This is a genomic window from Paracerasibacillus soli (assembly GCF_042432965.1).
GTDB lineage: Bacteria > Bacillota > Bacilli > Bacillales > Amphibacillaceae > Paracerasibacillus > Paracerasibacillus soli.
Genome location: NZ_JBHLWL010000067.1, coordinates 173,808 through 189,656 on the forward strand (window position 1 = coordinate 173,808; position 15,849 = coordinate 189,656).

12 protein-coding genes are annotated in these 15,849 nt (G+C 37.3%); all 12 read right to left on the minus strand.

What is annotated here, in order from left to right; translation table 11 throughout:
* Positions 1–207 precede the first annotated feature (207 nt).
* On the minus strand, positions 208–1,053 hold the full coding sequence (locus tag ACFFIS_RS17630) for a hypothetical protein (RefSeq protein ID WP_390188566.1): 846 nt from the start codon (positions 1,051–1,053) through the stop codon (positions 208–210).
* Between the two features lie 154 nt (positions 1,054–1,207).
* Complete coding sequence (locus tag ACFFIS_RS17635; RefSeq protein ID WP_390188567.1) at positions 1,208–2,338, minus strand: CAP domain-containing protein; 1,131 nt, start codon at positions 2,336–2,338, stop codon at positions 1,208–1,210.
* An 848-nt stretch (positions 2,339–3,186) separates the two neighbouring features.
* Positions 3,187–4,098 carry an SH3 domain-containing protein gene (locus ACFFIS_RS17640; protein WP_320379956.1) on the minus strand — a complete coding sequence of 304 codons (912 nt, stop codon included), beginning with the start codon at positions 4,096–4,098 and terminating at the stop codon, positions 3,187–3,189.
* An 89-nt stretch (positions 4,099–4,187) separates the two neighbouring features.
* A complete protein-coding gene (locus tag ACFFIS_RS17645) occupies positions 4,188–5,006 on the minus strand; it encodes a DUF6574 domain-containing protein (RefSeq protein ID WP_390188569.1) in 819 nt (272 codons plus the stop codon).
* A 119-nt stretch (positions 5,007–5,125) separates the two neighbouring features.
* A complete protein-coding gene (locus ACFFIS_RS17650) occupies positions 5,126–7,513 on the minus strand; it encodes a penicillin acylase family protein (protein ID WP_390188571.1) in 2,388 nt (795 codons plus the stop codon).
* Positions 7,514–7,836: 323 nt separating this feature from the next.
* On the minus strand, positions 7,837–8,700 hold the full coding sequence (locus ACFFIS_RS17655) for a MurR/RpiR family transcriptional regulator (protein ID WP_320379959.1): 864 nt from the start codon (positions 8,698–8,700) through the stop codon (positions 7,837–7,839).
* A 185-nt stretch (positions 8,701–8,885) separates the two neighbouring features.
* Entirely contained in the window at positions 8,886–9,848 is a 963-nt protein-coding gene (locus ACFFIS_RS17660; protein ID WP_320379960.1) for a GNAT family N-acetyltransferase, read from the minus strand.
* A 161-nt stretch (positions 9,849–10,009) separates the two neighbouring features.
* A complete protein-coding gene (locus ACFFIS_RS17665; protein ID WP_390188573.1) occupies positions 10,010–12,118 on the minus strand; it encodes a metallophosphoesterase in 2,109 nt (702 codons plus the stop codon).
* A gap of 63 nt (positions 12,119–12,181) precedes the next feature.
* The gene (gene murQ, locus ACFFIS_RS17670) at positions 12,182–13,096 is read right to left on the minus strand and encodes an N-acetylmuramic acid 6-phosphate etherase (RefSeq protein WP_390188574.1); all 915 of its coding nucleotides are present in this window, start codon (positions 13,094–13,096) and stop codon (positions 12,182–12,184) included.
* 144 nt (positions 13,097–13,240) lie between these two features.
* Entirely contained in the window at positions 13,241–13,858 is a 618-nt protein-coding gene (locus ACFFIS_RS17675) for a YesL family protein (RefSeq protein ID WP_390188575.1), read from the minus strand.
* Positions 13,859–13,958: 100 nt separating this feature from the next.
* Positions 13,959–14,849, minus strand: a complete 891-nt coding sequence (locus ACFFIS_RS17680; protein ID WP_390188577.1) for a carbohydrate ABC transporter permease — start codon at positions 14,847–14,849, stop codon at positions 13,959–13,961.
* Positions 14,850–14,861: 12 nt separating this feature from the next.
* Complete coding sequence (locus ACFFIS_RS17685; protein ID WP_390188579.1) at positions 14,862–15,809, minus strand: ABC transporter permease; 948 nt, start codon at positions 15,807–15,809, stop codon at positions 14,862–14,864.
* Between the last annotated feature and the right edge of the window lie 40 nt (positions 15,810–15,849).

A 15,849-nucleotide genomic window follows, 5' to 3' on the forward strand; every position in this document is an offset into this window, starting at 1 on the left:
TCCTCATCATCCTAATTTCTAAGTTTTAGCTATGCTTCTATAAAGGGATTGTATCTATATTTATGATAATGGCATTAAAAAAATACCTCTGTGAATAAAGGTACATTTATCCGCGTGTGTCATCATAACAATATGTTAATATGATAAAGACAAGAATGGAAAGTTGTAGAAATAAAGAAGACTGGCAAATAACACAGCCGCGAGGTGTTAGCCAGTCTTTTTGGATTGCTTATATAACAGTGTAATACCAACTATCAAGCATATGATTGTCGCGATATTTACCCATATAGAAGGATAACGAAATACATCACTCATCACATGGCTTTCTTTTATGACAATAGACATTTGTATAAATAGTACGTATAGGCTTTTTACAATGAGAAAAAGGTATAAATATTTCCACTTACTCTTAGCATCCTGCCAAACACGCCAAAGTGCATACCATGAAAAAACAACGATAAACAAATCGATTATAAAATATGCCGTGAGTGACATGAGTATCAATACAAATATAGAAGGTAGAAATTCCAGTAAATTTAACAGTGATTGAAGCGTGTAACACAGTATCGCAATAAAGCAAAACATGAATCCGTACAAATGTGACGTTGCCTTATTTTTTATTTTTTGTGATAGCCGCTGTCGTTTAGCTTGAACTGGCATATCTGTTTGCTTTAAATGTCGGGACGCTTCCAAATATCTTTTATTGGAAATCAAATATAATAAAGTGAATAAATTATATAAAACAGCAAGTAAAACAGGCAGAGAGAATATACCAAAATGCTGCGCTATCCAAATAGCCATCAGCCCATACATAAATAGTGGAATAACCCAGCCTAAACTTCGTCGGTGCACAACATAATAAAATCCAATCCATTTTATTGCTTCAATCAGTATGGGGACAGCCCCTATTACTAAAAGAGACCAGACCTTGCTAGTTTGACTTGAACCACTCATTGCAGAAAATGCTAGTAAAATAAAGACCATATATAGTGTACCAACCGAAGCAAGGATGTTTAAAATAAAAAATACAATTGATTGCACCCTTTTTCCCATCATTTCAACCCTTTCCCTAATATTGCATTTATAGTTTGCATTTAGGATGAAAATATACCATCTCTACACTACTACAAATTGCTTTGTGTCACAATCATACAAAAGTCTCACATTGTGCAAAGGTATGTTAACGAGAATAGGGTTCGCAATTCGCTTACTTCGTCACGAAGTTTTCCGTATAATATGGAATAGACTCGTTGTCAAAAGCGACACCGACGGCTAAAACTTTGTAATCTTCTTTTAATATATTTTCACGGTGACCAAGTGAGTTCATGAGCCCTTCATGTGCAAATATACTACTTGATTGTCCTGTAGCTAGATTTTCCCCTGCAATTCGGTAAGTAATCCCATCTCTTTCCATGCGATCAAATGGAGAGAGTCCTTCTAAATTAGTATGACTAAAATAGTGATGTTCAGCCATATCTGCACTATGGTGACGCGCCGTATCCCTTACCGCATCATCCCAAGTTAAAGCGGAAAGTCCCCGCCTTACTCTTTCTGCATTTGTTAAATCAAACAACTGGTATTCAAATCCCTCTTTTAGTTGCGTGTTTGGGACACCAAAAAATCCGGTCTTTTTCTGTTCGAGATTACTAGAAATAATTTGTATAGCTGTTACAGTTTGTGCTTCATGTTTATCATAAAAAATAGTGACATACTGGTCATCGATTAAAAAGGTATCAAATTCATCCGTTTTTTCAAATTGATAATGAATAAATCCTTTCCGAATACTTGTCAATGGATCCTGTAATTGAGCACGTACCGATTCCCTGGTTGTTCCCATTTTTATATCATAAGTAGATGTCAGTAAGTCCTGGTTCGTATAGAGTCCAGCAACATGTTCTGCCTGATCATAAGCGACCATTATAAAATGATGATAGTTTTCATGATATGCTACCCAATCTACATCATATTCATTAAGGGAGGAGCGCTTCGGTTTTCCAACTTCCTTTTCCACATTCACACGCTTTTCACCTATTTCAATATTATGAATTGAAAACGACTCTCCTGTTGGTGCATGTAACGGAGGTTTTTCCGGCTCGGGAGATTGCGTTTCTTCACCTTCATTTTGTTTATCCATCAATCTAGCAAACAAAGTTTGTATGTCATGATTTATTGTTTCTATCGCTTTTTTTATCGTTTGATTTTCCTTTATATCCTGTACATCCGTACGTACTTTTTCCATGACACCGGTTATACCTGTTTGTTGGAACGTACTTCCATATGCAGACCAACATATCCACACAATTGCGATTAATATGATGAATTTACCCAACTTACGCATTTTTTCCAACCCCGTTTACCATTCTGATCTATTTCTATATTAGCCAATACACGTATCGCTTAATCAATGAAACTATTCTAGTTTATAACAGTATATTCACAATGACCATCTTTGATTTGCTTATCATACCTTTTGCAATGGACCCAAACTGTTCAGTAGTGAAAACTTGCCTTTAAACTTAATTAGCTCGCTGCATCGCTTCGGCAGAATACTTCGCTTTCCGCGGGCACGGCCTCAGCCTCCTCGCGGAAAACCACCGCTGTGGGGTCTTCAGACTCGTGCTGTTCCCGCAGGAGTCTACGTATTCTGCCTACGCTAAGTGACAGTATTTAATAAAGGGTAAATTCCCTACCAATGCATGCAAATCAATTGTACACAAGTATTTTCCCTTTGAAGTATGTTTCTTAAAAGACTTACAAAGATTGACTAGCATAATCACGGCGGTTGTTTGGAGCGGAGGACCGTTGACTCCTCATAAATGCAAAGTACGCATTTTAATGTGTAAAATCCGAATATCTAATTAATTAATGAGCAATAGATTTCACAATTTAAAATACAAATACTAGCGGAGAAAATACACGAAGACTCGAAAAAGATAAAACGTCTTTTCCTCGTACGATGTCATGTTGCCGAAGCATTCCTTGTCCTGTGGGAGGTCGGCTAAAAGCGGTCACGTCCTGTTGGCCCGAGGCTCATCAGCCACCCGCGGAAAGCGCAGTGTATTTTCGGAGCAAGTTATATGCTCCTCTACTAAAAAGATAGTTACGAGATAGTTTGGTTTTATTGTGTGAGATAAGGTCATTCGTTTGATGTAAAAAAAAGCCGCAAATATGCTTCGCGGCCATTACTTAATATTTTTGTAAATCTGCTATAGGCGTTTGCACAATGACCGGTTTTTTAGCAGGATTTAACCACTTTAATATTTTCTTCACATTCGCCTCAGATGTCGCAATACATCCCATTGTATAATGATCACTCACATGAAAGAAAATTGCACTTCCTTTTTTAGGAACACGTTTCGTATTATAATTAATAACAAATCCATACTTATACAAGCGATGATTCATACTTTCAGCGCTCTTCCATTTCCCTTTTGTTTTCTTTCTCGATTGCCATGTGTTGTATAACTTTGATTTTGAATCATCAACCCATACATCATCATTTGTAATCTTTCGAAAGGCTAATTTTGTACCTGGATTCCCTTTTTGACCAAACGCCGTTCCAATCGAATATTTACCTACCGGTGTTTTCCCATCACCTTCCCGTTTGTTTTTTGCAAATCCTTTTTTTCCAACATGCCCTTTTACTTTCATAACTGGAACCCATTTTCCCTTTGCGTTTTTTTCAAAGGTTTGAATATCCGCAGTTGTGCTATTATAATGTTTGGAAGTTACGAGAATTAATTGTTTATTTTTCCCTACCTTTTTTAATTGGTCCGCAATATTTTTCTTTGATGTTGTAGACTTTTTCTTTTTTGTACTTTTTGGTTTCTTCGTAGTTAAATATTTACTAGATACCCAGCCCGTCTTTTTACTTAGTTTTACTTTACTCCATGCGCCCTTTTTCTGTATAACTTTTATGGATTGGTTCTTTTTCACTGTCGTTATAACTTTATATTTTGTACTTGGGCCAGTACGAACATTCAATTTACTTGCTGTTACATATTTCGTTTGGCTTGCTGCATGTACAACATGCATGTTACCTATGCCTGCAACAATCAATCCGACTACACTTAAAAGTAATAATACTCTTTTAAACATTTTTATCCACCTCTGTTATAAATATCCAATTATCAACAAGAAAAAGGACAGCAATTCCTCTGTCCTTCGTTTTCATTATCTATAATTTCTTACCAATAAAAATATCCATCTATTAAATTACCAATAGTTGAATCGATAATAATACTGAAGTAAATTAAAAATACAATACCGGCCATTACAATGTACACAATATAACCATAAAATGCATCAAGCGATTTTGATTGTTTCGTTAATAAACTTGCAATTAAATATAGCGGTACAGTTGTAAGAATAAAACCTAGTGAAACCATTAATAAAATGCCACCGAAACTATAAGAATTTAATAATATTAGTAAAAGAGATAATAATGCTATAACGATTACTGGAACCATATGTACACCATAAACACTGACCATTTCACGGAAAGTCACTTGTCCACCAAAAAATAAGTTAACAACAAATAATACCGCAATAACAAGAATCATGGAAATGGCCACAAACACGAAAATACTTGCAAATGTCGAAAAGAATGGGATACCAGACCAAGACATATCGTCTACCATAAAATAAAAACTCAAGGACATGATAACAGATAATAGGACGAGACTTATCATTCCATTTTGAAACTCATGACCCTTTTTAGAAAATATCTCCGATGGGTGTTTTAAATAATTAACAAAATATTGCCCAAACATTTTAGATGTTTCCTTCACTTTTTCGATTGATTCATTACTCGTATTGTTGCCATTAGCTTCTGTTCCAGCCTGAGTAGAAGATGTCACCAATACTTCTTGCGATTCAACAGAAGTTGCTGCTACTTCTTCTTGCGGCGTATTTTCAGTAACATGTACATTTTCTTCTAGTGGACCGCCACATTGACCACAAAACTTCCCTTCATTTTGCTCATTACCACAGTTTTTGCACTGCATAAGCATACCACCTTCTCTTTATATTTAGTACTATTATACTAGGTATTTAATACTAGAATAGCGTACCACAAATAAAGGCGGACGACAATATAGAAAAAAGGGGGATCATTCCCCCTTTTTTACGGTGTTAAAATAAGTTTCTTTCCGGATGGTTCTTTTATTCTCGTTACATGATAATTTCCTTCTACCCAATCTTCCATCTGGTCATGGTACCACTCACTTCGGAAATGTCCTGATTGGCCTGGGCCGACAATATGGTGTCCTACTTCAGTTTGATCCATATCAATAACAAAGCGCCAAGACGCGCCGTGATCGACTTCACCGGTATCTTTATCATATGCTGCAGCCATCGGTGTTACCGCACTCCCGCCGACAGGCATTGGTTTCTCACGGTTAAAAAAGAAAGCAAGGACGGGATGTACACTTGATAGCGGATGATAAAATTGAACTTGATGAAAATCGCCCCATTGCCATGTCTTCATATCTTTACCATATTCATCAACTAATTCGGTAATCGCCTTGGATAATGAAGTTTGCAGCACCTTTTCCAGTCCACCATTTTCCTCCATCCATACCGATTTTTCACCATTCATTGCCTTTCGAATTAGCATATCTGTTGACTGGCCACTTCCTTTAAAAAACTTCATCATCGATTCTGGTATCGCATCATCATATAAAATGCTGTCAATCTCCTCGAACCAACGATGGAAAATGAGTGGTTGCGCATCGTTTATTTCATCTCTATAATCCCAATCTTTTAGCAATGCTAATGCCTCTTTTTCATCGTCACCTCGTTTTTCATCTTTTATTATTTCTAAAAATGCTGGAACAAACTCCTGTGCCCGCATGTTCGTAGTATCCATTTGTAAGTTTTTCATATCTTCAACTGTTAAATCTTGACGAGACTCTAGCACGTCTGCAATCCGTTCGTACCGATACGGTTGTGCCCAATTATTGGAAATATGATAAGGATAATTGTCCCCAGCAACTTTATTATTAGCCGTTGCAATAAAACCTTTCTCTGGATTTACGACACGTGGTAATTCATCATATGGGATAAAATCTTTCCATTCGTATTTCGCTTCCCATCCTGGTAATGGTAAAAGCGCATCATCACCATTTTCATAGATTGGAATTCTACCATTCGCTTTAAATGCGATTGTTCCATTCTTGTCAGCAAACACAAAGTTCTGTGTTGGCACAAGGAATTTTTCTAAACCTTTCTCAAACGCTTCCCAGTTTTCTGCCTGGTTGATTTCAAGAATTGCCTCTAACTCTGTTGTTGCATCAAGTGCCGTCCAACGTAAAGACAATACTGTATCTGTGCCACTATCCCCAGCAAATTCAGAAATAACTGGTCCGTGACGCGTTTCCAATACTTGAAAGTCTACTGTCGCACCATCTTTTACTTTAATTGGCTCATGATGGATTGTTGCTCGTTCCCATTCCCCTTCAAACATAAACTCCTCATGATTATCTGGATTACGTTTTTCCATATATAATTGTTGCACATCAGGCCCTGTATTCGTTACACCCCATGCGACATTTTCATTATGACCAAGTATAATACCTGGCACTCCAGCAAATATAACCCCACTAACATTCATCTCCGCTGTTTCCAAATGCATCTGTAGCCATATGGATGGTGTAGCTAAACCTAGATGTGGGTCATCTGCTAATAATGGTAAACCAGATGCAGTTTTTTCCCCACTTACGACCCAGTTATTGCTTCCATTAAATGCATGAGGAATCACCGCATGGTCAAATAAACCGGCTATATCTATTTCATCATCCGTCATAATTGTCGGTTTATTTTCAGGATACGTAGGGAATAATTCCAATGCCTTTTCCTCAGGAAATTGTTCAAGCAAATAATAATTGAACGCCTGTCTTTCCCAGTGTCCACCTAGATCAAATGCCATAAACTTCCCAATTGTAAGTGAATCGATTGTCGTCCATTCTTCTGGTTTCACACCGAGTAATGTGTATTCAACTGGTAGTTTCTTCGATTCGATTGCTTCTTTCATATAGGCGTTCACACCTTCTGCAAACCAATCTAGCACTTGTATGCCATCTTCTGAATAAATATCATACGACTTCTCAGCAGCACGCCTTAATCCGAGCGCACGAAAATATTTGTCATTGTTAACTGCCTTTTCTCCAACTACTTCACTCAATGTTCCCGATGCTTGCCGTCTTGATAAATCCATTTGAAACAGTCGATTTTGCGCTTGCACATAGCCTTGCGCAATGTATAAATCGTGATTATTTTTCGCCTTTATATGTGGTACACCTTTGTCATCTGTTATGACAATGACTTCATCCTGTAACTGAGGTAGCACAATTTCCCCCTCAATTTGCGGTAAAGATTTGTTCACGTATGCGTTTACATAAAAGAATGCCCCAAGTCCTAAAATAAGAAGCACGAGCAAGACATAAAGTATGATTTTTTTCCATGGCTTCTTTCTTTTTGTAAGGACTTCTGCTTGCGGTAATGATTGTTCCATTCATTTCTCTCCCTCACCTGAGAAGTTTAAATACTATCTTTCGCCCCATTTTCTAACTAAATTATAAAATGAAACTACAATTAGTTGGGTTCTCATACTCTCCCTACTAATTGTAGTTGAAAGAATCGGTTTTTACTTTGCTGTTGCTCCACGTTTATTATTGTTGAATTTATTTTTGAATCCCCTTGAATACTTGAAATCGGGGATCTTACAGCTCTAGTTAACCTGCTTGTTATGATATAGGTGAATTGCTTCCTATAATAGGTGAATGAATACCTGCTAAAATTTGCTTGATTCTTTGAAGGCTACTTTCTAACAGTCTATCATTTCTTTCCCGTTTTTAAATAATGAACCGCTTTTCTTGTTTCATCAATATGCTTCACTGTTTCGTCGTATCTTGCTGAAGCCACACACATAAATAAAATATCAATCACATGCAATTGGGCCATTCTTGATAAAGTCGCAGCGCTTCTAAATGTAGGTTCTTTTGTAGCTGAAGTGTATAATTTAATTTCTGCTTGATCAGATACGATGGATTGCCCATACTTTGTAAGGCTAATGGTATGCGCTTGTTTTTCGTTCGCAATTTCAAGAACCTTAGCAATCTCTGGTGTCTCCCCAGAAAAGGAAATACCAACTACGACATCATTTGCCTTCGCAGTAGCGACAAGCGTAGTTGCCATATGTATATCCGCAAAGGCATATGCTGTCTTATTAATTCTCAAGAATTTTTGTTGCGCATCTTGGGCAATAATACTCGAGGCACCGACACCAATAAAATGAATCCGCTCTGCATTTATTAATACGTCAACTGCCTTTTCCAATTGTTCCTTACTTAGTAACTCGATAGTTTCACGGAGGGTTAATATGCTATTATTTGTCATCTTATTAATAATTGATGTAGCTGACTCATTTGGCTTAATATCATGGATTCCTTCCACTGTTGTTTTTTGTAAATCTCCCGCAAGGCGCAACTTCAATTCAGGAAATCCCTTTAAGTTTAATGATTTACATAGCCTAATCACAGCCGCTCCACTTGTGGCACTTCTTTTTCCGAGTTCATTTGCTGTTAAAGAAAGCGTCTCGTCTGGGTGACTGATAATATACGTGGCAATCTTCTTTTCTGAAGGTGGTAATGAGGACAACATTTCCTTTAACATCACAAGTCCACCAGTTGTGTTTGCCATATGTATCAACTCATTTCATTTTCAATGTATGTAGTAATTCGTACAAATTATATCATTTCTCGTCAAAATTACACGGCAGTACATACATTTTTTTCTAATCCGGTACACCGCCACAACTACAGATGAAAGTGAGCGTTGTAAAGCCGGTTAATCTGCGATAAATTCGCGATTTCTAACAACAAGCATTACTTTTCAAATTCTTTTATATAAGTTCGATAGCTCTTCCAAATATCATAACCTAATTTTTTATAAAAATCGACTAGTCCCGTCCAGTCAATTACAATTGTATTGATTCCTCGTCGACGTAAAAATGCAAGACCAGCTTCCACGATTGCTAAACCATACCCATGTCCACGTTCATTCGCATCGATCCCTAATGGCCCAGCTCCACCCATCGATTGTGTAAATAACGGTGACCAATACATATTTTGTGCAATGAATGGGGATTTCGCATCATTTATACGACAAAACCCAATTATTTTTCCTGCCTTTTTAGCAATTACAAATTCCCGACCAGTTCCACCCTTTTGGAAATAGTGCTTCGCTTCATACTCCCAACGTCCGGGGAAACAGCGTTTTAAAAAATGTAAGAGTTCATCTTTTTCCTGTGCATTTAATAGCGAAAATGACACATTCTCAATTGTAGGGAGTGCTGTACCTTCATCAACTTGATAATGGCGGATAAGGTCATACTCGGTAGTTTGATATTGATACCCTTTCTTTTCAAACCACCGCATTGTTTCTTCGTATTGCATCGGGATACCTGGAAAATAATGATACGTATCTTTTCCGAGCCATATTTGTTCCACTCCTGCTGCACGTAATGTTGTCTCCGCATGCTGAAGAAGCCTCGAACCAATACCTTGATTACGAAAATCCGAATCAACAACTAATACTTGAATCCAGCCAGTCTTTGGATTCATTGGCACATCCATTGTTTCCTGCCAGCGTTTCGCAATGATAAAACCAACAAGCTGATCATTCGAATCCATCGCCAAACAGGAACTCTTTTTACATATATTTTCATCATCGAAACTATTTTGTTCGAATAGAGATTGGCGCATCGGAAAATCTACTCCCATCTCTTTTTCCCATAAAGACAATAACCCTTCTAATCTACTTTTTTCTAACGGTATGAACTTGAACATGTACTCACCCTTTATTTAGATTGGAATGTATCATAAAGTAAAGCTTGCTATCCGGTAATCTACGGTACATTCTACTGTCATGCAATGATTGCACACAAAATAGGTCACACACATATGTCCCTGCATGCAATAGCATACGTTATTTCTCTACAAACGGTCCACTACATTACTTCTATCGTAGCCGTCGTTGTCTTTCCAACGATTGAAACTGTTACTTGCGTCGTTCCCTTTTCCTTGGCATATAAGACTCCACACATATCTACTGATGCAATATGCTCGTGACTAGATTTCCATTTCATTGTAATGGCTGGAAAATCTATTAAATCAACATCATATTGCACGTCTAACATTTGAAAATACCCCCGGACATGTAAGCGAAGCTTCTCTCCCTGTTTGATTTTGAAATAATTCATGGCAGCTGCATGTTTCGTGAAAATTTCCAAGCCCATTACGAAAGGTTTAAATTCATAAGTGATTCCCGACGGGGTAATGTGCAATATTCCGTAACCATGGATATTCCCACGCTCTTTTGTAACATAACCTTTTGGTGCCGCATTACCTGTAATTACATAATGCACGCCATCTTGTTCCCACATGTTTAATACATGAAGGTGACCAAAAAGAACTGTAATGGATACGTCTTGATTTTTCTGTTTAAAATCACGTAATAGATTTTTAAATTTGCCGGCATCTTCTTGCTCCATTTCATGTGCTGTGCCAAACGTATCTTTTACCGGGACATGGGTCGCGATCACAATACTTTTCTTATTTGTACGTGCTAGTAGCGTAGCCACATAATGCAATTGTGTTGCATCAGATTGACTCATACTTTGGTCATAAGCCGAATGAAGCACGATGAATAACGTATTTCCATATTCTAAATGGTATGTGGGGGATCCAAAATGCGACATAAATAAATCTAGATTCCCTTGAAATGCCTCATGATTTCCAGCAACAGCTAGTAATCTCTTATTTTGTAATAAGGAAGTTGCCTTGATAAATTGCTCATATTCTTCATTTATGCCGGCATCCACCATATCACCCATATGCATGACAAAAGAGACGTCTTCGTTTGCAATATGCTGAAAGACAAACGCTGCATACGCTACTGCATGTGTATCAGGTATCACTGCAATCCGGAAATTTTCCGTGTTAATAGGTGCTTGTATCTCACGTATAAAAAACCGTCTTTCGATTGGACTGCATGTATTTCCTGCTCGATCCTGCGCGGTAATCCGTAAAACATGTTCTCCATCACGCAACTTTTTTTCAGGAAGACTGTACCCCCACCCTGTTTTTTCATCATATGTAACGTGCAATCGTTCCCCATTTAAGGTAATTGTAATGTCATTTTCATCGATTCCACTTTGTTCATCTATCGCATGAAACGTAATTCGTGGTGTTGTCGTATAACATATTTCATATTGTGTCGGTGTCATTTGTGAGATGACGGGACTTTTCGTATCTGGACTTAAATCAATCCAAAGCTTTTTGTCCACACCCGGGAGGGAAATATTCCCTGCTTTATCTTTTGCAGTTATCATGATATGGAGCAATCCTTCATCCAAATCTCGAAAATGATATGAAACGATCCTTTCATTCGCATCATACGCATGTTTTACGAGTTTACCATTTACAAGCATACGAATGGTTGTCGGATCAACTCCAGATTTATCATCGCTAACTTGAACAGATAGTACAAATGCCCGTCGATACATCACATTTTCTTTCGGGTAAACATGATGAAATGTCGGTCCGGTTAAATCCTCATCATCTATGTATACGAAACGAATTTGTTGAAAATAAATGTCACCTTTGTAATCTGCATTTCCAACAAGTGACTTATCAATTTCCACTGCATATATTTTTTCTAGTGTGAATGGCAAGGGCCAAGTCGCATCTAATGGTGCATCAACATATTTCCAGCCAAACCAGTCAATGTTTCCATCCGTTAGATTGATTGTTTTTCGTTGACCCTCTCCATCCACAATCACGGCTCTTAACCATGGGGATTTTCCGTCTCCATGTACCCACATTCCTAGTTTTAATGGTCTAGATTTTGTTATAAGATTGTCCTTGAAAATGATATACATCGCACCATTTCCAGCAGTCCAACCACCAAAATGATAGCTTAATTGTAAACTTTTCCCACCCTTTACATGTGTGTCACTTATTGCTAACTGGTATGTGCGCACAAAAGTAGTATTCTTTTCATATCTTGATAAATCCCCATGTGTAAAATCATCCAATAGTAATTGCTTTTTTTCCATACAACAACTTCCTTTGAACGAATAATTCGTTTAGTCTAGAAGTAGGACCAGATTAATTTCTAATTACTTTTTTGTTTCATCAACTAAAGCAATGGCTTGATGAACAAAACCTTCTGCTTGCGCTATCAGTTGTCTCGCCTCGGCATAGGAAACGCCTGTTTTTAACATGACGATAGCAGGTTTTACTTCATGATTCGTTTCGTTCAACACCCTTTCCGCTTCCTCATTTGAAACAGATGTAATCGTACTAATGATACTTTTTGCCCGTTCTTTCAACTTATAATTACTCACTTTTACATCTACCATTAAATTTTCATATACTTTGCCAATTTTTATCATCGTTGTCGTTGTAATCATATTTAAAATCAACTTATGTGCAGAAGCAGCTTTTAATCTTGTAGATCCGGTTAATATTTCGGGTCCCGTTAACACTTCTATTTTGATATCAGCATAGCGACTTATTTTCGCATGTTTATTACTCGTTAAACTGACTGACGTAGCCCCGATCTCTTGCGCATGTTTCAGTGCGCCTACAACATAAGGTGTCCGACCACTCGCAGCAATACCAATGACAACATCGAGTTCTGTCACGCCTCTTTCTTGTAAATCCGCTGCTCCTTGCGCTTCATCATCTTCTGCACCTTCAACAGCCTGCCTAAATGCGCCATCACCACCAGCCATCACCGCTTGAATCAAATCCGGTGGCGTACTAAATGTAGGTGGACACTCTACAGCATCTAATATACCAATGCGACCACTCGTACCAGCTCCGACATAAAATAATTTACCGCCTTTTTTCATTGATTGACAAAGTACATCAATCGTTTTGCCGATTTCCGGTAATACTTCATGCACCTTCTCTGTCACGGTTCTATCCTCTTCATTTATTATTTTTAAAATATCCATCGTCGGTAAATGATCGATATGCATGGAACTTTCATTCCGCTGTTCCGTTGTTAAAGTTTTTAGTTTTTCCATTCTTTATCAACCTACTTGTATATGAGATATTGTTCTTTCCTATTGCTTAAAGCTACCAGCCTTTCTGTACATTCCGATAAAAGTATTTGCCTTTTTTCTCCATATCACATATCTTCATTTATCGTACTCGCAAGCAAAGAAATTTTATACTTCTACCTTTTCATATTTATAGATGACAAGCGAAGTGCCCCACATTAAAATATATGCTGTCACACTTCCACCAAAGAAAAATAACAATATCGGAATCGTAGCAAATGCAAAATATTGGATTGCAATTGTGATCCCTAGTAAGAAAATTGTTAAAATCGGGTGCCCAAAGCCAACCATGAATGCCCATTTTATATAGCCAGTAATTTTTAAATGAAAGTGAGAAAACATTGGAAATACATAGAGCAAAATAATGGCATACATAAGAAATAACCCAATCACACCGTAACTCGCGATTAAATATGTGACATGTTCTTGTGAGCGCAATATTTGAAACTCAATGGTTAACAAATATCCGATGATAAGGAGGATATAACCTAATACATTACTTTTCACAAACTCCTTCCGAAAAGCATGCCAGAAGGTTTGAAAAATCGGGATATCCGTTTCTTTATTCGTCCATTTTCTAACGACTGCAAACATTGCTGCAGTTGCCGGAAAAAATGTAACGAATAGGAGCCCAAGTGCTGAAAATCCAATCCATAACAAGTTTAAATATGCAAATCGGGTCACCCAAACTGAAACACGATAATAACCAGCTACAAACCCATTCATTGCTGTACCTCCTAGTGTTATCTTGATTGCCTACACATTTTTATTCAAAAAGGACTGAATCATACCAGTCTTTTTGGATACTTTTTTCAAAATGACAATATCATTCCTTAATGGATCCAATTAATACACCTTGCACAAAAAAGCGTTGGATAAATGGATAAACTAATAGTAATGGTAGAGAGGATACAATAATGACTGCATATTTAATAAGCCCTGCTGTTTTGACTTGATCCACTAACGACTCTGCACCACCACCGGTTGGGTCATTTAATTGCATTTGATTGACAACGAGTATTTCCCGCAAAATTAATTGCAATGGATACTTACTTCGGTCTGATAAATAAATGAGCGCGTTAAAATATTGATTCCATAAATTCACTGCATGAAATAGTGCCATTACCGCAATAATTGGAATCGACAAAGGTAAAACAATTCGCATAAAAATATAAAGATCAGATGCACCATCAATTTTGGAAGCCTCCACTAATTGATCAGGAATGCTTTGTTGAAAAAATGCACGCGCAACTAAAATCGACCAGGCACCGACGACGTTTGGAATGACAATTGCCCACATCGTATCGAGCATACCTAGTGACTTAATTACTAAATATGTCGGTATGAGTCCACCATTAAATAGCATCGTAAATAAAATAAACCATAAAATAAATTTCTTACCCATTAATTCTTTCCGTGATAACGCATAAGCACACGGTAATAGCACGAATAAGTGAATCGCCGTTCCAACAATTGTATATAAAATTGTGTTGCCATATCCACGCCAAATGGAATGATCCGCAAAAACACGTTCATACCCTTTAAATGTAATATCCACAGGCCATAACCACATTTTCCCTGAACTTACAGCTTGAGGATCACTAATGGATGCACTTAATACAAATAGTAACGGATAGACGACAATAATGAGTATGACCGTTAAAAATATATTGTTTATTATTTCAAATGTTTTATCTGACATGCCGGATTTTGACATGATTGACACCTCCTACCACAGACTATTGTCACTCGTTTTTCTCGCAACATAGTTAAACACAACGAGTAATGTAATGTTAATAACAGAGTCGAATAAACCAATTGCCGCCGCAAAGCTATATTGTCCTTCTAATAATCCAGTTTGATATACAAATGTCTGAATAACATCAGAAGTCGGGGCATTCAAGTCGTTTTGCATTAATAAAACTTTTTCAAAACCGACAGTCATAAAGCTGCCAATATTCAATATAAATAACACAATAATTGTCGGCAAAATACTTGGAATATTAATATGTATAATTCTTTGCATACGCGTAGCCCCATCAACTTTCGCTGCTTCATGTAACTCCGGGTTTACGCCCGATAATGCCGCTAAGTAAATAATGGAACCCCAACCTAACGTTTGCCAAACACCAGACCATGTAAAAACATGTCTAAACCAAGACGGGCTTGTTAAAAATGGAATCGGCTCGCCACCCATTGCAACCATAATCCGATTTACTAAACCTGTTGTCGGGTCTAAAAAGATTACAATCATCCCTACCACTACAACGACGGATATAAAATGGGGTGCATACGTTAACGTTTGCGTCCATTTTTTAAAATACTTATTCCTTACTTCATGTAAAGATAGCGCCAAAATGATTGGAAGTGGGAATAATAATAATTGGTAACCACTTAAGATAAGCGTATTTTTTAATAACCGCCAAAAATAATACGAGTCAAAAAACCTTGTAAAATGATCAAATCCTACAAATGGACTTCCCCAAATTCCATCCGTTGCAATAAAGTTCTTAAACGCAATTTGTACCCCATACATCGGTACATAATGAAAAACGATAAAATAAATTGCCGCCGGAATGAGAAATAAATAAATTTGCCAGTTTCTTTTAAAGTTTCGCCTAAATATATGAAATTTCGTTGGGACAGGAGTGGTTACTTCTGCTTTTCCATGTTTCATACTGACTACCCTCCTATTAATTAGTGGCCGGAATATATCC